The following is a 23,922-nucleotide window of genomic DNA, read 5'->3' on the forward strand; positions in this document are numbered from 1 at the left end:
CGGAAAGGGTGCGGCGGCTCCAGGGAGGAGGAGGGGAGCCGCCGCGGGGTCATCGGCACCGCGGGAGGAGGTGCAGTGCCGAAGCAGGGGTGGGACATGGCTTTCGCCGAGGTCCCGGAAGGGGCGCGGCGGCTCCAGGGAGGAGGAGGGAGCCGCCGCTCTGGTCATCGACGCCGCGGGAGGAGGTGCAGCGCCGAAGCCCGGTGGGCAAGGGACCAGCAGCCCGATGCCCGGATCTGGTGCAGCGACCCCAGGGAGGAGGAGCGGGGCCGCTGCGGTTCCGATCGGCCCAGGGAGGAGGAGGGGCCTTTCGAACGACGTTGAAGCTTGCGCTTCGGAAGAAGGAACGGCGACCCCAGGGAGGAGAAGAGGCGTCGCCGTTGCTGCCGAAGGTCCCGGGAGGAGGTGGGACCCGGCAGAAGAAACTCAGATACCGTAGGCGGCTTCCGTCGCGATGCGGGTGATCATCGAGCGATGGATGCCGAGGTCGGCCAGTTCGCGGGTCGTCAGCGAATTCAGTTCCCGCACGGTCTGCCGATAGATGCGGCGCTGTGCGAGCGCGTGTTTCACCGAAGCCACCACGGCCGCGATCCGGTCGCCAAGACCGTGATGCCCGATACGGGTGGTGTTTGCATAAGCCATTTCATCTGCCTCAGGTTCGTCTAGACTGCGCGAACCGGTCCGTCCCGTGACGTTGCCGTCGCGCTGTTAGGGCAAACATGGGCCATTTGCTGCATCTGCACAATGCGCCGCATGGGCAATGCTGCCATGCGGCGTCTGCATGGCTAAGATCGCCGGATTCCTGCGCATCTGCAGGTGCTTCGCCTGCTTTCAGGGCGGCAACCAAACGCGGGCTTGTCCTTTCGTTCAGGGCCTGCAAGCAATGGCCCGCCTGGGTCGAAGGAGAAGGCCATGCCGGTTGCTCGTGAATCCGTTCTCGCGGTCCTCGACCGCATCAATCTGCCGGACGGGGGCACGCTCGTTTCGAAGGATCTGATTCGAGCCCTGACGGTCGAAGGGGATACGGTCCGCTTCGTGATCGAGGCTCCGAGCGCCGAAGCGGCGCGCGAGCTCGAGCCGGTGCGTGCCGAAGCCGAGCGAGTTCTTCGCGATCTCCCGGGAGTGGCCGGGGTGCAGGCCGTCATGACGGCCCATGGGCCGTCGAAGCCTGCGCCCTCCATGAAGATCGGACAGCATCCCTCGCCGCAGCCCGCGGGTCCGCAGAAGGTGGCGGGCGTCGACCGGATCATCGCGATCGGTTCCGGCAAGGGCGGCGTGGGAAAGTCCACCGTCTCGTCGAACCTCGCCGTGGCGCTCGCCAGGCAGGGACGCCGGGTGGGCCTGCTCGACGCCGACATCTACGGGCCGTCGCAGGCGCGCATGATGGGGGTGAGCCGTCGCCCGGCCTCGCCCGACGGCAAGACGATCCTTCCCCCCCAGGCCCACGGCGTCACGATGATGTCGCTCGGGCTGATGCTGAAGGAGGACGAGGCTGTCATCTGGCGCGGTCCGATGCTGATGGGGGCGCTCCAGCAACTGCTCGGTCAGGTGGCCTGGGGCGAGCTCGACGTGCTGATCGTCGACCTGCCCCCGGGGACCGGCGACGTGCAGCTGACCCTGTGTCAGCGCACCCAGCTCACCGGCGCGATCGTCGTCTCGACGCCGCAGGACGTGGCCCTTCTCGACGCCCGCAAGGCGCTCGACATGTTCCGCAAGCTGAAGACGCCGGTGCTCGGGCTCATCGAGAACATGTCTACCTATATCTGTCCCAACTGTGGCCATGAGGAGCACATCTTCGGCCATGGCGGCGTGGCCGAAGAGGCGCGGCGCCTCGACGTGCCATTCCTGGGCGAGCTTCCGCTGGATCTCTCCGTGCGGCTTGCCGGGGACGCGGGTCGTCCGGTGGCTGCGGGCGAGGGGGCCGTGTCGGACGCCTACGCCGCGCTCGCGCGACGCCTGATCGAGGGCGGGCTGGCCTGAGGCCGGAGCCGGACGCGGGGCGGCCCTGTGCTTGATGGTCCGAGCGCGGCCGCATCCCGGTGTCCGCACCGACCTTGAACACCGTGGGACAGGACCCCGAGCTTCGAAAGGGGGCCGCTTTCACCGATTGCTCCGCAAGGATGCCGGCCCGGGTGGGAAACCATGGGTGGAAGCTTCTCTGCGGCCAGCGCGGCGGGAATTCACGGGACGCGCGTGGCAGGCAACGTGCCGACGAATCAACTTCGCTCAGATTTCCGTGATTCGCGTGCGCCGGTTGTGCGGGCTGGCCGGTCGATTTAACATTGCCTGTGACAAAATGGCTGCAGCTGCGTCATTCCATGGGAATTCATGGGATGCCCCGGAATTAACCTCTTCCACAATATTTCGGATCGAAGCACCCAAACCTACCGAGATGTAGGATTGCACAGCGCGCAGGGCTGCTCTGTTAACCATTGCATGGCGGGCGAGATGCCGCCTTAGCGCGAGGCGCCCCTCAGATGACCATTGCGTCCCATGAATTCCCATGGCATCCCTAGGTCACGAGATGAAGACGGGCAGACGAACTGGGGCGACAGACCCCGAACAGGCGAAAAAAGCAGGCTCATACAGGCACCCGCTTTCATCCAACGACAGATCCGGCGCGCATGCGAGCAGACATCCCCCCAGGTGTGTGTGCGCAGTTGGACACCCAGCGATGGGACAGGCACGGCGGATCGGGCAGTGGCAGCCGCTCGATCCGCCGCTTTCGTTTCCGGGTCAGGCATTTGCATCTCCCGGGGCGGCACAGGGCAGTGAAGGAACCGAAGGGCCGTGGCGGAGGCGTTCAGAGGCGAATACAACCAGAAGGTTGACGCCAAGGCGCGGGTGTCGATCCCGGCTTCCTTCCGTCGTGTCATCGAAGCCGGCGATCCGAAATACTCAGGTGGCAAGGCAAGCTTCGTCCTCGTTTACGGCGGCGATCGCTCCTATCTCGAGTGTTACACCATGACCGAGATGGAGCGGATCGAGGAACAGATCCGCCGCCGCCCCATGGGAAGCCCCAGGCGGCGCTATCTCGAGCGCAACATGATCACCCTCGCGCTCAACATGGAACTGGACGAGGACGGGCGGATCGTGCTGCCGCCCAAGGGCCGAGACAAGCTCGGCATCACCTCTGACGATCTGAAGGGCGGCGTCGAGGCGACCTTCGCCGGCACGCTCAACAAGTTCCAGATCTGGAAGGCCACGACTTACGCGAGCGAACTCGCCGCCGAAGAAGAGATCCAGCTGCCTCCCGGTGCCGACATGCTCTCTCTTCTCGACGACGAGGAGTTCTGAGCCATGGCAGCGGCGGAGACCGAGCGTCAGCTCCACATCCCGGTGCTGCTGCGCCCGCTGCTTGCCGCCGTGGCGCCGGTCGAGGGGCGCTGGCTCGACGGCACCTTCGGGGCCGGTGGCTATGCGCGCGGTCTCCTCGATGCAGGCGCTGGCGAGGTCATCGGCGTGGACCGCGACCCCATGGCGCTCGAGATGGCGTCCGCCTGGGCCGGCGACTACGGTGATCGGCTGCGGCTGGTGGCCGGCACCTTCTCGCGGCTCGACGACCATGCGGCCGGGCCGCTCGACGGGGTGGTGCTCGATCTCGGCGTCTCCTCCATGCAGCTCGACCGGGCCGAGCGCGGCTTTTCCTTCCAGAAGGACGGGCCGCTCGACATGCGGATGAGCCAGGAGGGCGAGAGCGCAGCCGATCTCGTCAACACGGCATCGGAGGAGGCCCTGGCCGATATCCTCTATCACTACGGCGAGGAACGCGCCTCGCGCCGCATCGCCCGCGCCATTGTCGAGGCCCGCGCAGCAGTGCCGATCACGCGCACGCTGCAGCTTTCCGAGATCGTGGCCCGCTGCCTGCCGCGTCCCAAGCCCGGCCAGATGCACCCCGCGACCCGCAGCTTCCAGGCGATCCGCATCGCCGTGAACGCCGAATTCTCCGAACTCGTCGAAGGGCTCGAGGCCGCCGAACGCGCGCTGAAGCCGGGCGGCCGCCTTGCGGTCGTGACCTTCCACAGCCTCGAGGACCGGATCGTCAAGCGCTTCCTCCAGCTGCGCTCCGGCGGAGAGGGGCAGGGCAACCGCTACGCGCCCGAGACGCAGGCCGAGGCTCCGCGCTTCACTCTGCCGCTCCGTCGTGCGATCAGCCCGGACGAGGCGGAACTCGCCGAGAATCCCCGGGCCCGTTCGGCGAAGCTGCGCGTCGGCATCCGCACGGATGCGCCCGCCGGCCCCGTCGATGCCAAGGCCCTCGCAATGCCGCTCATCCCGAAGAAAGGACGTCGCTGAATATGCGCCCCGTGCTCTATGTCCTCACCTTTCTCGCCGTGATGGGCCTGGCTTTCTGGGCCTACCGGGAGAACTACGCGACGCAGCAGGCCCTCAAGGACGTCTCGGCCCTCAACCGCGAGATCGCGACCCTGCGCGAGTCGCTCTCGGTCCAGCGCGCGGAATGGGCCTATCTCAACCGTCCCGACCGGCTGCGTGAACTGGCGGCATTGAACTTCGACCGGCTGGGCCTTCTGCCGCTCGAGGCGGTGCAGTTCGGTTCGCCGAGCCAGGTCTCCTATCCGCCGGATCCGCTTCAGGTGCTGGGGCCGCAGGACCTGAAGCCGGGCGACATCTCGGGCGAAGTGGGAGAGCCGCTGTGATCCGCACGCCACTCCGCCCGCTGGCCCGCATCCTTGACGCCCGCGCCAAGGGCGAGAATCCCGATTCGATCGAACGCGAGAACCGCCGCCTCCGGCACGAGGCGATCCGCGACAAGGCCCGCAACCGTGCCGAGGGGCGGCTGCTGCTGCTCGGCCTCTGCTTCTTCCTTGCCTTCTCGGTGATCGGCGCCCGCATGGGCCTTCTGGCCTCCACCCAGCCGATGGAGCCGCGTGCCGCGGCGACCGGCGCCGAGATCCTCAACCAGCGCGCCGACATCACAGACCGGTCGGGCCGGATCCTCGCCACGAACCTGCTGACCCATTCGCTCTATGCCCATCCGCAGGACATGGTCGATCCGCGCCGGGTCGCGCGCGAACTCGCCGCGATCTTCCCCGAGCTGAAGGAGCAGGATCTCGTCAAGCGCTTCACCGACGGCCGCCGCTTCCTCTGGATCCGCAAGAAGCTCTCGCCCGAGCAGATGCAGCAGGTGCATGACATCGGCGATCCGGGCCTGTTGTTCGGCCCGCGCGAGATGCGCCTCTATCCCAACGGCCGGCTGGCCGCGCATGTGCTCGGCGGGACCAGCTTCGGCGCCGAGGGCGTGCATTCGGCCGAGGTCATCGGCACGGCCGGGATCGAGAAGGCGCTCGACGCGCGTCTGCGCGATCCGGCGATGGCGGGCGAGTCGCTGCGGCTCTCGATCGACCTGACCGTTCAGGCCGCCATCACCGAGGTGCTCGGCGCGGGCATGAAGATGATGAACGCCAAGGGCGCAACCGCGATCCTGATGGAGGCGCATACCGGCGAGATCCTGGCGCTGGCCTCGCTGCCCGACTTCGATCCGAACGACCGGCCGGCGCCGCTGGTCGACCGGAACGCCGATCCGGGCGACAGCCCGCTCTTCAACCGCGCGGTGCAGGGCGTCTACGAACTCGGGTCCACCTTCAAGATCTTCACCGTCGCCCAGGCGATGGAGCTGGGTCTCGTGAACGCGCAGACGCTCGTCGATGCCAATGCGCCGATGCGCTGGGGCCGCTTCCTGATCAAGGAGTTCAAGAACCACAACTATGGCCCGCTGCTGAGCACGACGGACGTGATCGTGAAGAGCTCGAACGTCGGTGTGGCGCGGCTTGCGCTGCAGATCGGCGGCTTGCGGCAGCAGGCCTTCCTGAAGTCGCTGGGCTTCTTCGACCCGACGCCTGTCGAACTGGTGGAGGCCCCCTACGCCCGGCCGCTCGTGCCGACGAAATGGCCCGAGATCACCACGATCACCACCTCCTACGGCCACGGTCTTGCGGCGAGCCCCATGCATCTTGCCGCGGCCTACGGCACGATCGCGAACGGCGGGATCACGGTGAAGCCCACGCTGATCCATCAGGAGAACCGTCCCCAGGGCGAACGCGTGATGCGGCCCGAGGTCTCTCGCGAGGCGCTGTCGATGCTGCGGCAGGTGGTGACGCGCGGCACCGCCTCCTATGGCGATGTCGAAGGCTACGAGGTCGCCGGCAAGACCGGCACCGCCGACAAGCCGAATCCCCGTGGCGGCTACTATCACGACAAGGTGGTGAACACCTTCGCCTCCGTCTTTCCTGTCTCAGATCCGAAATACGTGCTGATCGTGACGCTGGACGAGCCGGTCGAGACCTCGGGTCCCGAACCGCGCCGGACGGCGGGCTATACTGCGGTTCCCGTCGCGGCAGAGATCGTCCGGCGCACGGCGCCGCTCCTCGGCCTGCGGCCCAAGGTTGAAGCCCCGCCCCTCGATCGGGTAACAGCGGTCCGCAACTGACAGGGAGACCGCTGATGACGGATCGCGCAGCGACACTTTCGGCTCTCGGACTCACGCCGTCGGGCGGCCGGGGCGGCGAGGTCACGGTCACCGGACTCGCGGTCGACAGCCGCCTCGTGCGCCCCGGCTTTCTGTTTGCGGCACTGCCCGGCGCCCGAGCGCACGGCGCGAGCTTCGTCCCGTCGGTTCTCGCAGCCGGCGCCCGCGCGATCCTGACCGATGCCGCCGGGGCCGCGCTCGCGCGCGAGGCGCTCGAAGACTCGGGCGCGGCGCTCGTCGTGGCCGAGGATCCGCGTCAGGCGCTGGCCGGGGCCGCGGCCCTCTGGTTCGGCCGCCAGCCCGCCACCGTGGTTGCGGTGACGGGCACCAACGGCAAGACGTCTGTCGCGACCTTCACCCGCCAGATCTGGGCGGCGCTGGGCCATGCCGCGATCAACATCGGCACGACCGGGGTCGAGGGCGCCTTCGCGGCGCCCTCCGCCCACACCACGCCCGAGCCGATCACCCTTCACCGCCTCCTCGCCGAGGCGGCCGATGCAGGCGTCACCCATGCCGCGATGGAGGCCTCCTCGCATGGCCTCGATCAGCGCCGCCTCGATGGCGTGCATCTCGCGGCGGCGGGCTTCACGAACTTCACCCAGGACCACCTCGACTACCACGAGACCTTCGAGGCCTATTTCGCCGCCAAGGCGGGTCTCTTCACCCGCGTGCTTCCCGACGAGGGCACCGCGGTCGTCAACCTGGATGATCCGAAGGGGCCGGAACTGGCGGCGCTCGCCCGGGCGCGGGGGCAGCGGGTGATCGGCACCGGCTTCCACCCCGAGGCCGACCTTCGGCTTCTCTCGCAGCGTTTCGATGCGACGGGCCAGGACCTGCGCTTTGCCTGGCTGGGCGAGGTCCAGCTTGCGCGGCTGCCGCTGATCGGCGGCTTCCAGGCCTGGAACGTGGCCCTCGCCGCAGGCCTCGCCATCGGCGCGGGCGACGCGCCCGAGCGGGTCTTCGCGACCTTTGCCCGATTGCAGGGCGTCCGGGGCCGGATGCAGCTGGCCGCCACCCGCCGGAACGGCGCCTCGGTCTTCGTCGACTATGCCCATACGCCTGATGCGCTCGCGACGGCGCTCAAGGCGCTGCGCCCGCATGTCATGGGCCGCATCATCGTCGTCTTCGGTGCGGGCGGCGATCGCGACCGTGGCAAGCGGCCACTCATGGGCCGCGCCGCGGCCGACCACGCCGACGTGCTCTATGTCACCGACGACAACCCCCGCACCGAGGACCCCGCCACCATCCGCCGCGCCATCCTCGAGGCCTGCCCCGAGGCGCATGAGGTAGGCGACCGGGCCGAGGCCATCCTGCGCGGCGTCGACGCCCTGACGCCTGGGGACGCGCTCCTGATCGCCGGGAAGGGCCATGAATCGGGCCAGGTGGTCGGCACCGACGTCTTTCCCTTCGACGATGCCGAGCAGGCGAGCATCGCCACGGCGGCGCTGGACGGGCTGATATGACCTCGTCCCCTCGTCTTCACTCTTTCAGAATTATCCCGGGGGGCGCGGGGGGCTGGCCCGCCGTTCCCGCCAGCAACAGGGCCTGACGCCATGAACCCGCTCTGGACCTCCGCCGAGGCCGAGGCCGCGACCGGCGGCCGCGCCACCCGTGCCTTCACCGCGACCGGCGTTTCCATCGACACCCGCAGCCTCCGCCCCGGTGACCTCTTCGTCGCGCTGAAGGACGTGCGCGACGGTCACGATTTCGTGGCCCAGGCGCTCGCGGCCGGGGCCTCCGCCGCGCTCGTCTCGCGCATCCCCGAGGGGCTGACCGAGGGCGCGCCGCTCCTCCTCGTGCCCGACGTGCTCGAAGCCCTGGGCGCGCTGGGTCGCGGGGCCCGCGCACGGACCCGCGCCCGAGTGGTGGCCGTGACGGGGTCGGTCGGCAAGACCTCGACCAAGGAGATGCTGCGCGCGATGCTCGGCGGGCAGGGCAGTGTCCATGCCGCCGAAGCCTCCTACAACAACCACTGGGGCGTGCCGCTCACCCTCGCGCGGATGCCGGCCGACACCGATTTCGCCGTCATCGAGATCGGCATGAACCACCCCGGCGAGATTGCGCCCCTCGCGCGGCTTGCCCGCCCGCATCTCGCGCTGATCACCACGGTGGCCGCGGCCCATCTCGAAGCCTTCGATGGCCTTGCCGCGATTGCCGAGGAGAAGGCCTCGATCCTCGAGGGGCTCGAGCCGGGCGGCACCGCGATCCTTCCCGCCGACCTCGAGGTGACGCCGGTGCTCGCGGCCCGCGCCGTGGCGCTCGGCGTCCCGGCTGTCACCTTCGGCCAGTCCGGGGCTGCCGATTGGCGTCTCGCCGATGTCCAGATCACGCCCGAGGCCACCATCGCCCGTGCGAGCCACGGCGGGCAGACGTTCCTCTTCAAGGTTCAGACCCCGGGCCGGCACTTCGCCGCCAATGCGCTGGCCACGCTCGCCGCCGCCGAGGCGCTCGGCCTCGACCTGACCATCGCCGCCTGCGATCTCGGCCTCTGGTCGCCGCCCACGGGCCGAGGCACGCGTGAGCGCATCCGGCTCGACCCGGTGGACGAGGCCGGCTTCGACCTGATCGACGATGCCTTCAACGCCAATCCCGCCTCGATGGCGGCAAGTCTCGAGCTTCTGGCCGCCATGGCCCCCACCGACGGGGTGGGGCGCATCGCCGCCGGTCGCCGGATCGCCATCCTCGGCGACATGCTCGAGCTCGGGACCACCGAGGCCGAACTGCACCGCGCCATCGCAGACCATCCCGCCCTCGCCGGAATCGCGCTGATCCATTGCGTCGGCCCCCGCATGCGCGCCCTGCACGAGGCCCTGCCGCGGCGCCAGCGCGGCGAGTGGGTCGAGACCGCGGCCGAACTGGTGCCGCGGGTCCGGCTTCTCGTGGATGCCGGCGACATCGTGCTGGTGAAGGGATCGAAGGGGATCAAGGTCAGCCTCGTGGTTGACGCGCTGCGAAAACTGGGCCAGTCGGCCCCATCCAGGACCCGAGGGGCCGAGTAGATGCTGTATTACCTGACCGCCTTTTCCGACGGCGGCGACGTTTTCAACCTGTTCCGATACCTGACCTTCCGGGCGGGAGCCGCCTTCTTCACGGCCTTGACCTTCGGTTTCCTCTTCGGCCGGCCGCTCATCGACTTCCTGCGCCGCAAGCAGGGCAAGGGCCAGCCGATCCGCGACGACGGCCCGGCCAGCCATTTCGCCAAGGCCGGCACGCCGACGATGGGCGGGCTCCTGATCCTCTCGGCGCTTCTGGTCTCGACGCTGCTCTGGGCGCGGCTCGACAATCCCTATGTCTGGATCGTCCTGCTGGTGACTGCAGCCTTCGGCCTGATCGGCTTCGCGGACGATTATGCCAAGGTGAAGAAGCAGAACACGAAGGGCGTGCCGGGGCGTGTGCGCTTCATTGCAGGCCTCCTCATCGCGGCGCTCGCGGCGGCGGCGGCGGCCTGGTCCCATCCGCCGGAGCTGACGCTCCAGCTGGCGCTGCCCTTCTTCAAGGACGCGCTGATCAACCTCGGCTGGTTCTTCGTGCCCTTCGCCATGGTGGTGATCGTGGGCGCCGCCAATGCGGTGAACCTGACCGACGGGCTCGACGGGCTCGCCATCATGCCGGTAATGATCGCAGGCACCACGCTCGGGGTGATCGCCTATGTCGTCGGCAACTTCAACCTGACCGACTATCTGGGCGTCCACTTCGTGCCGGGCACGGGCGAGCTTCTGATCTTCTCCTCGGCCCTCGTCGGCGGCGGGCTGGGCTTTCTCTGGTACAACGCTCCTCCGGCCGCCGTCTTCATGGGCGACACCGGCTCGCTCGCGCTCGGCGGCGCGCTTGGCGCCATCGCGGTCTGCACCAAGCACGAGATCGTGCTCGCCATCGTGGGCGGCCTCTTCGTGACCGAGGCGCTGTCGGTCATCATCCAGGTGCTCTACTTCAAGCGCACCGGGCGGCGCGTCTTCCTGATGGCCCCGATCCACCACCACTTCGAGAAGAAGGGCTGGGCGGAGCCGCAGATCGTCATCCGTTTCTGGATCATTTCGCTGATCCTCGCCCTGATCGGCCTCTCGACGCTCAAGCTGCGCTGATCCTTCGCCCCGGGACGGCGGGCGCAAGCAGCCGCGCCTCGCCGCGAAAGGCATGTCTGCGGGCGCCCGACTTTCCCGGCGCCTGCATGCCCCTGTCTCTTCGCTGGCCTCATCTTGTCCTCGCAGAAACCGCGCCACTCGCCGGCGCAGGGTCCGGCAGTCCGGGAACAAGCCCCGGCCCGCGCCCGTTCTCCCTGCCGCAACACGAGGAGAACGACATGGCAAAGGCGCCGCACGAGAGCCCCGAGGAAGGCGACCCGAAGGATCCCTATGCCACCGGCGACGCGGCACGGCCCGGCTCGGCCACCATGGCCGACCGAGAGACCGAGACGCCCTTCGATGTCGAGGACACCGGCCGCACCGACGCTGCGGGCTATGACGTCGATCCGCCGCCCGACGCCCGCACCCGGCACAGCCGCGACATCGGCCTTTCGGACGAGGATGCCGATCACCAGGGCTGGCGCGAGTTCGACAGCCGCGTGGACTGGGAGGGCGAGGACCGGTATCCGGCCGAGCCCGCGACCGAGGACGAGGAGGCGGCCGAGGAGGATGCCCTGGCCCTCGAGGACGACACCGGCGAGGTGGCGCCCGTGGCCGACCTCGCGGAGGCGGTGACGGCACTCATCGAGGACGATCCCGCGATCGACGTGGCCGATCTGTCGGTCGAGGTTGCGGGGGCGACAGTGATCCTGCGCGGCAGCGCCGGCAGCGAGGAGGACCGCCAGCGTGCTGGCGAACGCGCGGCGAGCGTCCCGGGCGTGCGGTCTGTCGACAACGAGCTGTCCGCGGCCTGATCCGCCTCCTGCGACCGGTCGCGACCGGCAGGTCGTCTTTCGCGCGAGCCGGTCGCGATGGTCGCGGAGCGGGTGGCGGCTTCCCGCTGCTCGCGCGAGTGGGTAGCGGGGGCTTCGTGGTCGCCGTAGCGCGCCGGCACTGATCGGCGGAGGCCTGGCTTCGACGGGACGCCCCCACAGCCGGTGGCTGGCGCGCGCACTGGCTTGCACCTCCCGGCATCGCCCTCCATCCTCCGCACCGACCCGCAGAAGGATGCGCCAGAATGATTCCCGTCCGTGGCCTCGAGGGCCGCAAGGTGGCCGTGCTCGGCCTCGGCCGCTCCGGCCTCGCCACCGCCCGCGCGCTGGAGGCCGGCGGCGCCGAGCCGCTCCTCTGGGACGACAGCCCGGAGGCACGGGCCAAGGCCGAGGCCCAGGGGTTCGCGGTGACCGACCTCACGCGCGACCGCGCCTTCGAGAACGTGGCGCTGCTCGTCACGAGCCCGGGCATCCCGCATCTCTACCCCGCGCCGAACCCGGTGATCGCCCGCGCGCTGGCTGCGGGCGTGCCGGTGGACAACGACATCGGCCTCTTCTTCCGCAGCTTCGCCACCAGCGACTGGGACGCCTTCGACCAGATTCCCCGCGTGGTCTGCGTCACCGGCTCGAATGGCAAGTCCACGACGACGGCTCTCATTCATCACATCCTGTCGGAGGCCGGCAGGCCCACGCAGATGGCGGGCAACATCGGCCGCGGTGTCCTCGACCTCGATCCCGCACGCGACGGCGAGGTCGTGGTGCTGGAGCTTTCCTCCTACCAGACCGATCTCGCGCGGGCCCTGACGCCCGACGTGGCCGTCTTCACGAACCTCTCGCCCGACCACCTCGACCGGCATGGCGGGATGGGCGGCTATTTCGCGGCCAAGCGCCGGCTCTTCGCCGAGGGCGGCCCTGACCGCGCCGTGATCGGCGTGGACGAACCCGAGGGGCTCTATCTCGCCGGCCAGCTCTCCGTCGCGCCCGAGGACGACCGCGTGATCCGCATCTCGGCCGGCCAGAAGCTCGAGCGGTTCGGCTGGTCGGTCTTTGCGCGGAAGGGGTTCCTGTCAGAGTGGCGCAAGGGCCGGCAGATGGCCTCGATCGACCTGCGCGCCATGCCGGGCCTGCCGGGGGCGCACAACCACCAGAACGCCTGCGCGGCCTATGCGGTGTGCCGCACGCTCGGCCTTGCGCCGCGGCAGATCGAGGCGTCGCTCGCCTCCTTCGCGGGCCTGCCCCACCGGAGCCAGCTCGTGGGCGAGAAGGACGGCGTGCGCTTCGTGAACGATTCGAAGGCCACCAACGTGGACAGCGCGGCGAAGGCGCTGCAGGCCTTCCCGAAGATCCGCTGGATCGCCGGGGGTCTGGGCAAGGACGGCGGGATTGCGGCGCTTCAGCCGCATCTGGGCTCGGTGGCCAAGGCCTATCTGATCGGGCACTCCGCGCGCGACTTCGCGCTGCAGCTGGGCGCCACCGACCACGAGATCTGCGAGACCATGGAGCGCGCGGTCGCGCGCGCCGCGGCCGAGGCGCAGCCGGGCGAGGTCGTCCTGCTCGCTCCGGCAGCGGCCAGCTTCGACCAGTATCCGAATTTCGAGAAGCGCGGCGAGGACTTTACCGAGAAGGTGAAGGCGCTGCTCTGACGGCGGGACGAGTCTGCCGCCGCTTCGATGGCTTGGCACAGGCGAGGGAGGACGGGCATGGAAGGACGCTGCACCTGCGGGGAGGTCCGCTATCGGCTGACGGAGCGCCCGCTCTTCGTCCATTGCTGCCACTGCAGCTGGTGCCAGCGCGAGACGGGCACGGCCTTTGCGCTGAACGCGATGATCGAGGCCGACCGAGTGGAACTGGTTGCCGGCCAGCCTGAGGTCGTCCGGATCGCGTCGAACTCGGGCAAGGGGCAGGAGGTGCTGCGCTGCCCCCGATGCCAGGTCGCGCTCTGGAGCCACTACTCGGGCGCGGGCCGGGCGATCGCCTTCGTCCGGGTGGGCACGCTCGAGGATCCGGCGGCCTGTCCGCCCGACATCCACATCTACACCTCGACGAAGCTGCCCTGGGTCCATCTGGACGGGCGGGTGCCGGTGATGGAGGAATACTACTCGCGCCGCGAGCACTGGCCAGAGTCGAGCCTCGCCCGGTGGCAGGTGCTCCGCGAGAGCACGGCCCGCTAGACCCTTCGGCGGTCGGAAGGCGGCACGGGCATCGGATGCCCTTTGCCGCAGGCTTGGCCTTGCAGGCAGGCTTGCCGCATCGTCAAAAGCGCGTGGCGGTGATGCTCACCGCGTCTGATCCGGTCCTTGCCACCACTGCGGGAACGCAGTGCCGGCGGTCGCGGGGGGTCGCCGCCGCGCCCTCCGACGACCCTTCGCAGGCCCGATGGGAGCGGCGCCCGACCTCCGCGTTCCGCAGCCTTTCCGCTGGCCAGATGCATCCAACTTGGCTAGAGTTTTCGCGAGACCCGGAAAACGGGCGGACGAGGCAGTGCAGGCGGATCTTTCCCATGACTGAGATGGTCTATGGCTCCATGCCCGTGCGGGCGACCGAGCCGGTTCTTCCCCGCTGGTGGCGCACCATCGACAAGTGGTCGCTCACGTCGATCCTGGTGCTGTTCGGGATCGGGCTTCTGCTCGGCCTCGCGGCCTCGGTGCCGCTGGCCACGCGCAACGGGCTGGATCCGTTCTACTATGTCCAGCGTCAGGCCTTCTTCGGCGGCATGGGGATCGTCGCGATGTTCGCGGTCTCGATGATGTCGCCCGACATGGTTCGCAGGCTCGGCGTGCTGGGCTTTGCAGGGGCCTTCGTCGCGCTCGTGCTGCTGCCCTTCTTCGGCACCGACTTCGGCAAGGGCGCCGTCCGCTGGTTCTCGTTCGGCTTCGCCTCGGTGCAGCCGTCGGAATTCCTCAAGCCCGGCTTCGTCATCCTCGGCGCCTGGCTGATGGCCGCAAGTCAGGAGTTGAACGGCCCGCCCGGCAAGACGTTCTCCTTCGCGCTCACCACGGTGATCGTGCTGCTTCTGGCGATGCAGCCGGACTTCGGGCAGGCGGCGCTGGTGCTCTTCGGCTGGAGCGTGATGTACTTCGTGGCCGGCGCGCCGATGACGCTCATCGCCATCATCATGGGCCTCGTCGGCTCGGGCGCCTTCTTCGCCTACAACTCGTCCGAGCACTTCGCGCGCCGGATCGACGGCTTCCTGAACCCCGACCTCGATCCGCGCACCCAGCTGGGTTACGCCACGAACGCGATCCAGGAGGGCGGCTTCTTCGGCGTGGGAGTGGGCGAGGGGCAGGTGAAATGGTCGCTGCCCGACGCGCATACCGACTTCATCATCGCTGTCGCGGCCGAGGAATACGGGCTCATCCTCGTCCTGATCATCATCGCGCTCTATGGCACGGTCACGGTGCGGAGCCTCTTCCGGCTGATGCGCGAGCGCGATCCCTTCATCCGGCTGGCCGGCACCGGGCTCGCCTGCATCTTCGGCGTGCAGGCCATGATCAACATGGGCGTCGCGGTGCGTCTGCTGCCGGCCAAGGGCATGACGCTGCCCTTCGTCAGCTACGGCGGCTCGTCGGTGATCGCGGCGGGCGTCACCGTGGGGATGCTGCTCGCCATGACCCGTTCGCGCCCGCAGGGCGAGATCGGCGACATCCTGTTCAAGCGGGGGCGGTGACATGGGCCGGCCGCTCCTCCTGATCGCCGCGGGAGGGACGGGGGGGCACATGTTCCCCGCACAGGCCCTGGCCGAGGCGATGGTCCGCCGCGGCTGGCGCGTGAAGCTCTCGACCGATGCCCGCGGCGCCCGCTATGCCGGTGGCTTTCCCCATATGGTCCAGATCGAGGAGGTCAGCTCGGCTACCTTCGCTCGCGGCGGGCCGCTTGCGAAGGCGCTGGTGCCGCTCCGCATCGCGGGAGGCGTGGCCTCGGCCGTCGCAGGGTTCCTGCGCGACCGCCCGGCGGTGGTCGTGGGCTTCGGCGGCTACCCCTCGATCCCGGCTCTTTCGGCGGCTGTGGCGCTGCGCCTGCCGCGGATGATCCACGAGCAGAACGGAGTGCTCGGCCGGGTCAACCGCCTGTTCGCGCCTCGGGTCGACGCGGTCTGCTGCGGCACCTGGCCCACCGACCTGCCCGAGGGCGTCGAGGGCTACCACACCGGAAATCCTGTCCGTGCGGCGGTGCTCGAGAGAGCCGCGGCACCCTATATCCCGCCGGGCGACTACCCGCTCAGCCTCGTCGTGATTGGCGGAAGCCAGGGGGCGCGGGTGCTGTCCGACGTGGTGCCGCAGGCGATCGCCTGCCTTCCGGAAGCGATCCTCTCGAACCTCCGCATCGCCCATCAGGCACGCGAGGAGGACGTGGACCGCGTGACCCGCGCCTATGATGCGGCGGGCGTCGTGGCCGAGGTGAAGACCTTCTTCACCGACATCCCGCGCCGGCTCTCGGAGGCGCAGCTGGTGATTTCGCGCTCGGGCGCTTCTTCCGTGGCGGACATCTCGATCATCGGGCGTCCCGCGATCCTTATCCCCTTCGCGGCCGCCACGGCGGACCATCAGACCGCGAACGCGCGTGGCCTCGTCGAGGCTCAGGCCGCGATCCTGATTCCTGAATCGGCGCTTGACCCCGGCTCGCTGTCGGAGCAAATCGCCGCGGTGCTGTCGCAGCCCGGTGCGGCGCGGCAGATGGCACACAATGCGCTGGCCCATGGCCGTCCCGATGCCACCGAGCGTCTCGTCGAGGTGGTGGAGCATCTGGCAAGGAAAGACACATGAACGCCGCAACCAAGCTGCCGGGGGAACTCGGCCCCATCCATTTCGTCGGCATCGGCGGCATCGGCATGTCGGGCATCGCCGAGGTGCTGATGACGCTGGGCTACCGGGTGCAGGGCTCGGATGCGAAGGCCTCGAAGATCACCGACCGTCTGGTGTCGCTGGGCGCAACCTTCTTCGAGGGCCAGCGGGCCTCGAACCTGGGCGAGGCCGCGGTGGTCGTGATCTCCTCGGCGATCAAGAAGGGCAACCCCGAGCTCGAGGAGGCGCGGCTGCGCGGCCTGCCGGTGGTGCGCCGCGCCGAGATGCTGGCCGAGCTCATGCGGATGCGCTCGAACATCGCCATCGCGGGCACCCACGGCAAGACCACGACCACGACGATGGTGGCGACGCTCCTGGACAAGGGCGGGTTCGACCCGACGGTCATCAATGGCGGCGTGATCCATGCCTATGGCTCGAACGCGCGGGCGGGCGCCGGCGAATGGATGGTGGTGGAGGCCGACGAGTCGGACGGCTCGTTCAACCGTCTGCCCGCGACCATCGCCATCGTGACCAACATCGACCCCGAGCACATGGAGCACTGGGGCTCGTTCGACGCGCTGCGCAAGGGCTTCTACGACTTCGTCACCAACATCCCGTTCTACGGCCTCGCCGTCTGCTGCACCGATCATCCCGAGGTGCAGGCACTCGTCGGCCGCGTTACCGACCGGCGGATCGTCACCTTCGGCTTCAACGCCCAGGCCGACGTTCGCGCGATCAACCTGCACTACGAGAACGGCAGCGCGCATTTCGATGTGGCCTTGCAGTCCGAGGGCGCGGGCCATGTCATCGAGGGCCTCACCCTGCCGATGCCGGGCGACCACAACGTCTCGAACGCGCTGGCGGCGGTGGCCGTGGCGCGCCACCTCGGCATGAAGAAGGACGAGATCCGCGAGGCGCTGGCGGCCTTCGGCGGCGTCAACCGGCGCTTCACCAAGGTGGCCGAGGTGAACGGCGTCACGATCATCGACGACTACGGCCACCATCCGGTGGAGATCGCAGCCGTTCTGCGCGCCGCGCGGCAGGCGGTGAAGGGGCGGGTGATCGCCGTCCACCAGCCGCACCGCTACAGCCGGCTCCATTCGCTGTTCGACGACTTCTGCACCTGCTTCAACGAGGCCGATGTCGTGGCCATTGCCGAGGTCTATGCCGCGGGCGAGGACCCGATTCCGGGCGCGAGCCGCGACGACCTGGTGGCAGGGCTCATCTCGCACGGCCACCGGCACGCGCGCGCGATCCTCTGCGAGGACGATCTCGAGCGGCTGGTGCGCGAGCAGGCGCGGCCGGGCGACATGGTGGTCTGCCTCGGAGCGGGCACGATCTCGACCTGGGCGAACAATCTGCCCGCACGTCTGATGGGGAAGGCGGCGTGAGCCGCCGGGGGTGATGGTCGCGCCGCTTCTCCTCGCCGGGCTCTGGGTGGTGGCCGCACTGGCCGCGGCCAACCTGCCGCCGCGGGCGCAGGGGCCGGGAACGGCCCTGCTGGTCGCGACAGGCATCCCGCTCCTCGGCTGGATGACCTACCGGCACGGGCCGCTCGTCGGAATGCTCGCGCTGATCCTGGGGGCCGCCTGCCTCTACTGGCCGGTCGGCCGCATCCTCGTCCGCTTCCGCCGCACGCCGCCGGAGCACACGGAATGATGCCGCCCGTCCGCGGCAGCCTGACCGAGGCGCGTCCGCTTGCCGATCTGACATGGCTTCGGGTGGGCGGCCCTGCCGACTGGCTGTTCCAGCCTGCGGACGAGGCGGATCTGGCAGACTTCCTTGCAACGCTGGATCCGAGGGTGCCGGTCTTCCCGATGGGCGTCGGCTCGAACCTCATCATCCGGGACGGCGGGCTGCGGGCGGTGGTGATCCGTCTCGGTCGTGGCTTCAACGGCATCCGGATCGAGGGCGACCGCGTCATCGCGGGGGCTGCGGCGCTGGACGCCCATGTGGCGCGTCGCGCGGCCGAGGCGAGGCGCGACCTCACCTTCCTGCGAACGATCCCCGGTTCCATCGGCGGCGCGGTGCGGATGAACGCGGGCTGCTACGGCTCCTACGTGGCCGACCATCTGGTCGAGGTGCGCGCCGTGACGCGCGAGGGCAGGGCGGTGACGCTGCCCGCATCCGATCTCGGCCTCGGCTATCGCCGGAGCGCACTGCCCGAAGGCTGCGTCCTTGTCGAGGCCACCTTCCGTGCCGAGGCCGGCGATCCCGCCGACCTCGCGCGCCGGATGGACGAGCAGATCGCGAAGCGCGACGCGAGCCAGCCCACGAAGGAGCGGAGTGCAGGCTCGACCTTTCGCAATCCGGCCGGCTTCTCGTCCACGGGACGCGCGGATGACACGCATGACCTCAAGGCTTGGAAGCTCATCGACGAGGCCGGGATGCGCGGCGCACGCCGCGGCGGGGCGCAGATGAGCGAGATGCACTCGAACTTCCTGATCAACACGGGCGGAGCCACGGCGGCCGATCTGGAAGGATTGGGTGAGGAAGTGATAAAAAGGGTTTTCCAAAGCTCGGGAATAGAGCTAGAGTGGGAAATCATGCGGGTGGGCGAACCGCCCGTTAAAAAAGAATAATAACGCGTCCCAGGGACGCGGCTGAGGCGGAAAGATACATGGCGGGACGGTCCGGCAGGACGTTCCCCAGGGTTGCTGTGCTGATGGGTGGGGCCTCGTCCGAGCGCGAGGTTTCGCTGTCGTCGGGGCATTCGTGCAGCGCGGCCCTGCGGGACGCAGGCTACGAGGTGACGGAGGTCGATGCCGGCCCCGACCTCGCCCGCGTGCTCGCCGACCTGAAGCCCGATGCGGTGTTCAACGCGCTCCACGGCCGCTGGGGCGAAGACGGCTGCGTGCAGGGCCTGCTCGAATGGCTCCGCATCCCCTACACCCATTCCGGCGTGCTGGCTTCGGCGCTGGCCATGGACAAGGCCCGCGCGAAGGAGGTCTTCGCCGCAGCCGGGCTGCCCGTGACCCGGAGCGTGCTCGCCACCCCCGAGGAGGTGCGGGCGCGCCACCTCCTGCCGCCGCCCTATGTGGTCAAGCCCAATGCCGAGGGCTCCTCGGTGGGTGTCTACATCGTGCACGAGGATGCCAATGGTCCGCCGCAGCTCGCGGCCGACATGCCGCAGAACCTGATGGTCGAGACCTATGTCCCCGGCCGCGAACTGACCGTCACCGTGATGGGCGACCGGGCGCTCGCGGTCACCGACATCGTGTCCGACGGCTGGTATGACTACGACGCCAAGTATCGTCCCGGTGGCTCGCGTCATTTCGTGCCCGCCGACCTGCCGGACGAGATCACCGACGCCTGCCTCGACATCGCGCTTCGTGCCCACCGGGCGCTCGGCTGCCGTGGCATCTCACGGTCGGACCTGCGCTGGGACGAGACGCGCGGCCTCGACGGGCTGGTCCTGCTCGAAACCAACACCCAGCCCGGCATGACGCCCACCTCGCTCTCGCCGGAGCAGGCGGCCCATTGCGGCCATTCCTTCCCCGAGTTCTGCGCCTGGTTGGTGGAGGACGCCTCATGCAGTCGCTGAGCTTTCCGCCACACCGTCGCGACCCGAGGGGCGCCCCGCCGCGCCGCCATCCCGGCCGGCGCGATCCGGCGCCCTCCCGCTGGGCCTATCGCGCGCAGCGGCTCTGGCTCACGCCGATGTTCCGGACTGCCCTGCGCACCGGACTTCCGATCCTGGCCGTCCTGCTCGTCATCGCTCTGGTCTTCGCCAGTTCCGACCGGCGTGCGGCCATCGCGGGTGCCTTCACCGGGCTCGTCGACAGCTTCCAGCAGCGCCCCGAATTCATGGTCACGCTGCTGTCGATCGACGGCGCATCGCCCGAGCTGTCCGACCGCATCCGTGCAACGCTGGCGCTGAAGCTGCCGCTCAGCTCGTTCGACATCGACCTGACCTCCGCCCGGGCCCGGATCGAGAGCATCGACGCCGTGGCTCAGGCCGAGGTGCGCGTGCGCTCGGGCGGGCTTCTCGAGGTGCGCGTGACCGAGCGCGAACCCGCAATCATCTGGCGGCGGGCGGCGACCCTCGTCCTGCTGGACGAGACCGGCCGCCGCGTCGACAACCTTGCCTTCCGGAGCGAGCGGGCGGATCTGGCCGTCATCGCGGGCGAGGGCGCCGAGCGCGCCGTGCCCGAGGCGCTCGAGATCCTCGCCGCCGCACATCCGATCCTGAAGCGGGTTCGTGGCCTCGTCCGGATGGGCGAGCGGCGCTGGGACATCGTGCTCGACCGCGGGCAGCGCATTCTGCTGCCCGTCGAGGAACCCGTGGCTGCCGTCGAGCGGATGATCGCTCTCGACGAGGCCGAGGACCTTCTGGACCGCGACGTGATTTCCGTCGACCTGCGCATCAAGGACCGTCCCGTGCTGAGGCTCGCCCCCTACGCACTGAACGAGGTCCGGCGTGCGCGGGGAATTGATACAAGTGGAAGCGACCTATGACCGACCTCTATCAGTCCCAGCGTGCCATGCGGAACATGCGCCGAGCCGCGATGCAGCGGGGGGTGATCGCGATCCTCGACGTCGGCTCGTCGAAGATCACCTGCCTCATCCTGCGCTTCGACGGGCCGGACCGGCTGCGCGAGCATGACGGGGTCGGGCCGATGGCCGGTCAGTCCTCGTTCCGGGTGATCGGCGCCGCCACCACCCGCTCGCGCGGGGTGCATTTCGGCGAAATCTCGGTCATGAACGAGACCGAGCGCGCGATCCGCACCGCGGTGCAGGCGGCGCAGAAGATGGCGAACGTCCGTGTGGATCACGTCATCGCCTGCTTCGCCGGGGCCGATCCGCGCAGCTACGGTCTCGCGGGAGAGTGGGAGCTTCAGGACTCGGTCGTGACCGAGCAGGACGTGGCGCGCGTCATGGCCGCTTGCGAGGTGCCGGATTTCGGGCCGCACCGCGAGGTGCTTCACGCCCAGCCCGTCAACTTCGCCCTCGACCACCGGACCGGCCTCGGTGATCCGCGCGGGCAGATCGGAAACCGGCTGGCGGTGGACATGCACCTGCTGACCGTCGAGTCGGACGCGATCCAGAACCTGCTCTACTGCATCAAGCGGTGCGACCTGGAACTCGCGGGGATCGCCTCCTCGGCCTATGTCTCGGGCATCTCGAGCCTTGTCGAGGACGAGCAGGAACTTGGCGCCGCCTGCATCGACATGGGCGGAGGCGCGACCGGCCTCTCGATCTTCATCAAGAAGCACATGATCTTCGCCGACTCGGTCCGCATGGGCGGCGATCACGTGACCTCGGACATCTCCAAGGGCCTGCAGGTACCGCTGGCCACTGCCGAGAAGATCAAGACCCTGCATGGCGGTGTCGTGGCCACGGGAATGGACGACCGCGAGATGATCGACATCGGCGCGGATACGGGCGACTGGGACAAGGACCGCCGGACGGTCAGCCGGGCGGAACTGATCGGCATCATGCGTCCGCGCGTCGAGGAGATCCTTGAGGAAGCCCGCTCGCGCCTCGACGCGGCCGGCTTCGAGCATCTGCCGAGCCAGCAGATCGTCATCACCGGCGGCGGCAGCCAGATCCCCGGCCTCGACGGCCTCGCGGCCCGGATCCTCGGGCAGCGCGTGCGGCTCGGCCGTCCGCTCCGCGTGCAGGGCCTGCCGCAGCAGGTCTCGGGATCGGCCTTTTCCTCTGCCGTGGGTCTTTGCCTCTTCGCCGCCCATCCGCAGGACGAGTGGTGGGACTTCGACATCCCCGCGGAACGCTATCCCGCCCGCTCGCTCCGCAGAGCGATCAAATGGTTCAAGGACAACTGGTAACCCCCAGATCCTGCGTGTTCAGCGAAATACCGCTTACGTGTTCCGGCGCCCTCCCACATTTTGTGGGTAATTTGGCTTTTTTTGATGACGACTCCGGCGTCTGCCGGTAAGGTTCGATCTAATGCGGAGAAGGGCGCTGCTGAATGCGCCGAGGGACAACGACAAGCAGGCGGATTGGCAATGGCACTCAACCTCATGATGAACAACGCACGTGAAGAGCTGAAGCCGCGCATCACCGTGTTCGGTGTGGGCGGTGCCGGCGGCAATGCCGTCAACAACATGATCGAGCAGCAGCTGGAGGGGGTCGAGTTCGTCGTGGCGAACACCGACGCGCAGGCCCTTCAGCAAAGCCGCGCGACCTCGAAGATCCAGATGGGCGTGAAGGTCACCGAAGGCCTCGGCGCGGGCGCGCGTCCCTCTGTGGGCGCCGCCGCCGCCGAGGAGACCATCGAGGAGATCGTCGATCACCTCGCCGGCGCGCACATGTGCTTCATCACCGCCGGCATGGGCGGCGGCACCGGCACCGGCGCGGCGCCGATCATCGCGCAGGCCGCGCGCGAACTCGGCGTGCTGACCGTCGGCGTCGTCACCAAGCCCTTCCAGTTCGAGGGTGCCAAGCGGATGCGTCAGGCCGAGGACGGCATCGACGCGCTGCAGAAGGTGGTGGACACCCTCATCATCATCCCGAACCAGAACCTGTTCCGCCTCGCCAACGAGCGCACGACCTTCACCGAGGCCTTCGCCATGGCCGACGACGTGCTCTACCAGGGCGTCAAGGGCGTGACCGACCTGATGGTGCGCCCGGGCCTCATCAACCTCGACTTCGCCGACGTGCGCGCGGTGATGGACGAGATGGGCAAGGCCATGATGGGCACGGGCGAGGCCATGGGCGAGGATCGTGCGCTTCAGGCGGCCGAGAAGGCCATCGCGAACCCGCTGCTCGACGAGATCAGCCTCAACGGCGCGAAGGGCGTGCTCATCAACATCACCGGCGGCTACGACCTCACGCTGTTCGAACTCGACGAGGCCGCGAACGTCATCCGCGAGAAGGTGGACTCGGACGCCAACATCATCGTCGGCTCGACCCTCGACACGTCGATGGAGGGCATGATCCGCGTCTCCGTCGTGGCGACCGGCATCGATGCCACGAAGCCCGCTCTGGACATGCCGGTGCCGCGCCGCTCGATGGCCGCGCCGCTGCCGGCGAGCTTCTCGCATCCGGAACCGGCGCCGGCTCCGCAACCTGCTCCGCGCCGCGAGATGCCGCAGCCGGTCGCAGTCGCGCCCGCCGCTCCTCAGCCGGCCGCGCCGCAGCCTGCGCCCGAGCCGATGGCGAACCACTTCGACCCCTCCGCCAGCGACCAGTACGAGTCGGATCACTACGCTGACGAGGACGAGCTGCCGCCGCCGGCTTACCGCCCGCAGCCGCAACCGCAGCCGCGCGCGGCCAGCGTTCACGATCAGGATGCCTCGGCCTTCGTGGCCCCGCGTCCGCGTGCCCCCGGCCAGCCGTCGCCCGAGGCGCTTGCGCGGCTTCAGGCCGCGGTGAACAAGAACCCGGCGCAGGGCCGTCCCGGCATGGCGGCCGGCCAGCAACGCCCTGCGGCGCCGGTCCAGCGTCCGGCGGCGGCCGCTTCGGCCGAAAAGCCGCGCTTCGGCATCGGCTCGCTCATCAACCGCATGGCCGGCCACGGCGAGCAGCAGCCTGAACCGCGCGCGCAGCCGTCGCGTCCGCAGCCGCCGGTGACCAGCTACGACGACGAGCCGGAGCTTTCGGCCGATCAGGAGCGGATCGAGATCCCTGCCTTCCTGCGTCGTCAGGCAAACTGATCCGTTCACATCTTCCTTTTGAAAGGCCCGGCGAGTCCGGGCCTTTTTTCATTCTGCGTCAGCGGCTTGCGTCCGCTGTTATTGCAGGTGCCGGTTAAGAGGCGGCCGTGTTACATCCGGTCACAAAGAGTGAATTGAGAA

At 69.1% G+C, this 23,922-nt stretch carries 21 protein-coding genes; 20 read left to right on the forward strand and 1 reads right to left on the reverse strand.

Features of this window, described 5'->3' with window-relative positions:
• Positions 1–426 precede the first annotated feature (426 nt).
• On the reverse strand, positions 427–642 hold the full coding sequence (locus tag ACTVZP_RS00055) for a DUF1127 domain-containing protein (RefSeq protein WP_443210018.1): 216 nt from the start codon (positions 640–642) through the stop codon (positions 427–429).
• Between the two features lie 270 nt (positions 643–912).
• Here ACTVZP_RS00055 and ACTVZP_RS00060 point away from each other — a divergent pair, with 270 nt between their 5' ends.
• From ACTVZP_RS00060 to ftsZ, 20 genes are all read left to right on the forward strand, one after another.
• Entirely contained in the window at positions 913–1,980 is a 1,068-nt protein-coding gene (locus tag ACTVZP_RS00060) for an Mrp/NBP35 family ATP-binding protein (protein ID WP_443210019.1), read from the forward strand.
• A gap of 810 nt (positions 1,981–2,790) precedes the next feature.
• On the forward strand, positions 2,791–3,297 hold the full coding sequence (gene mraZ / locus ACTVZP_RS00065; RefSeq protein WP_443210020.1) for a division/cell wall cluster transcriptional repressor MraZ: 507 nt from the start codon (positions 2,791–2,793) through the stop codon (positions 3,295–3,297).
• Between the two features lie 3 nt (positions 3,298–3,300).
• A complete protein-coding gene (rsmH, locus tag ACTVZP_RS00070; protein ID WP_443210021.1) occupies positions 3,301–4,296 on the forward strand; it encodes a 16S rRNA (cytosine(1402)-N(4))-methyltransferase RsmH in 996 nt (331 codons plus the stop codon).
• A gap of 2 nt (positions 4,297–4,298) precedes the next feature.
• A complete protein-coding gene (ftsL, locus tag ACTVZP_RS00075; RefSeq protein WP_443210022.1) occupies positions 4,299–4,658 on the forward strand; it encodes a cell division protein FtsL in 360 nt (119 codons plus the stop codon).
• Positions 4,655–6,448, forward strand: coding sequence for a peptidoglycan D,D-transpeptidase FtsI family protein (locus tag ACTVZP_RS00080; protein ID WP_443210023.1), 1,794 nt, complete (start codon positions 4,655–4,657; stop codon positions 6,446–6,448). The genes ftsL and ACTVZP_RS00080 overlap by 4 nt, the downstream gene beginning before the upstream one ends.
• 14 nt (positions 6,449–6,462) lie before the next feature.
• A complete protein-coding gene (locus ACTVZP_RS00085; protein ID WP_443210024.1) occupies positions 6,463–7,950 on the forward strand; it encodes a UDP-N-acetylmuramoyl-L-alanyl-D-glutamate--2,6-diaminopimelate ligase in 1,488 nt (495 codons plus the stop codon).
• A gap of 90 nt (positions 7,951–8,040) precedes the next feature.
• Positions 8,041–9,486, forward strand: coding sequence for a UDP-N-acetylmuramoyl-tripeptide--D-alanyl-D-alanine ligase (locus ACTVZP_RS00090; RefSeq protein ID WP_443210025.1), 1,446 nt, complete (start codon positions 8,041–8,043; stop codon positions 9,484–9,486).
• Complete coding sequence (gene mraY / locus ACTVZP_RS00095) at positions 9,487–10,569, forward strand: phospho-N-acetylmuramoyl-pentapeptide-transferase (RefSeq protein WP_443210026.1); 1,083 nt, start codon at positions 9,487–9,489, stop codon at positions 10,567–10,569.
• Positions 10,570–10,787: 218 nt separating this feature from the next.
• Positions 10,788–11,363, forward strand: coding sequence for a BON domain-containing protein (locus ACTVZP_RS00100; RefSeq protein WP_443210027.1), 576 nt, complete (start codon positions 10,788–10,790; stop codon positions 11,361–11,363).
• A gap of 263 nt (positions 11,364–11,626) precedes the next feature.
• Complete coding sequence (gene murD, locus ACTVZP_RS00105; RefSeq protein WP_443210028.1) at positions 11,627–13,024, forward strand: UDP-N-acetylmuramoyl-L-alanine--D-glutamate ligase; 1,398 nt, start codon at positions 11,627–11,629, stop codon at positions 13,022–13,024.
• A gap of 57 nt (positions 13,025–13,081) precedes the next feature.
• On the forward strand, positions 13,082–13,552 hold the full coding sequence (locus tag ACTVZP_RS00110) for a GFA family protein (RefSeq protein ID WP_443210029.1): 471 nt from the start codon (positions 13,082–13,084) through the stop codon (positions 13,550–13,552).
• A gap of 329 nt (positions 13,553–13,881) precedes the next feature.
• Entirely contained in the window at positions 13,882–15,048 is a 1,167-nt protein-coding gene (gene ftsW / locus ACTVZP_RS00115; RefSeq protein WP_443210030.1) for a putative lipid II flippase FtsW, read from the forward strand.
• A 1-nt stretch (position 15,049) separates the two neighbouring features.
• Positions 15,050–16,144: a UDP-N-acetylglucosamine--N-acetylmuramyl-(pentapeptide) pyrophosphoryl-undecaprenol N-acetylglucosamine transferase gene (locus ACTVZP_RS00120; protein ID WP_443210031.1), complete on the forward strand. Its 1,095-nt coding sequence runs from the start codon at positions 15,050–15,052 to the stop codon at positions 16,142–16,144.
• Positions 16,141–17,553 carry a UDP-N-acetylmuramate--L-alanine ligase gene (gene murC, locus ACTVZP_RS00125; protein ID WP_443210032.1) on the forward strand — a complete coding sequence of 471 codons (1,413 nt, stop codon included), beginning with the start codon at positions 16,141–16,143 and terminating at the stop codon, positions 17,551–17,553. The genes ACTVZP_RS00120 and murC overlap by 4 nt, the downstream gene beginning before the upstream one ends.
• A gap of 13 nt (positions 17,554–17,566) precedes the next feature.
• On the forward strand, positions 17,567–17,821 hold the full coding sequence (locus ACTVZP_RS00130; RefSeq protein WP_443210033.1) for a DUF2484 family protein: 255 nt from the start codon (positions 17,567–17,569) through the stop codon (positions 17,819–17,821).
• Positions 17,818–18,744: a UDP-N-acetylmuramate dehydrogenase gene (gene murB / locus ACTVZP_RS00135; RefSeq protein ID WP_443210034.1), complete on the forward strand. Its 927-nt coding sequence runs from the start codon at positions 17,818–17,820 to the stop codon at positions 18,742–18,744. Before ACTVZP_RS00130 ends, murB begins: the two co-directional genes overlap by 4 nt.
• 38 nt (positions 18,745–18,782) lie before the next feature.
• Positions 18,783–19,706, forward strand: a complete 924-nt coding sequence (locus ACTVZP_RS00140) for a D-alanine--D-alanine ligase (protein ID WP_443210035.1) — start codon at positions 18,783–18,785, stop codon at positions 19,704–19,706.
• Positions 19,694–20,620, forward strand: a complete 927-nt coding sequence (locus ACTVZP_RS00145; RefSeq protein ID WP_443210036.1) for a cell division protein FtsQ/DivIB — start codon at positions 19,694–19,696, stop codon at positions 20,618–20,620. The genes ACTVZP_RS00140 and ACTVZP_RS00145 overlap by 13 nt, the downstream gene beginning before the upstream one ends.
• Positions 20,617–21,951 carry a cell division protein FtsA gene (gene ftsA / locus ACTVZP_RS00150; RefSeq protein ID WP_443210037.1) on the forward strand — a complete coding sequence of 445 codons (1,335 nt, stop codon included), beginning with the start codon at positions 20,617–20,619 and terminating at the stop codon, positions 21,949–21,951. Before ACTVZP_RS00145 ends, ftsA begins: the two co-directional genes overlap by 4 nt.
• Positions 21,952–22,131: 180 nt before the next feature.
• The gene (gene ftsZ, locus ACTVZP_RS00155; protein ID WP_443210038.1) at positions 22,132–23,781 is read left to right on the forward strand and encodes a cell division protein FtsZ; all 1,650 of its coding nucleotides are present in this window, start codon (positions 22,132–22,134) and stop codon (positions 23,779–23,781) included.
• The last annotated feature ends 141 nt before the right edge of the window (positions 23,782–23,922 follow it).

Origin of the sequence: Rhodobacter sp. NSM (genome assembly GCF_052244495.1) — a bacterium.
GTDB lineage: Bacteria > Pseudomonadota > Alphaproteobacteria > Rhodobacterales > Rhodobacteraceae > Cereibacter_A.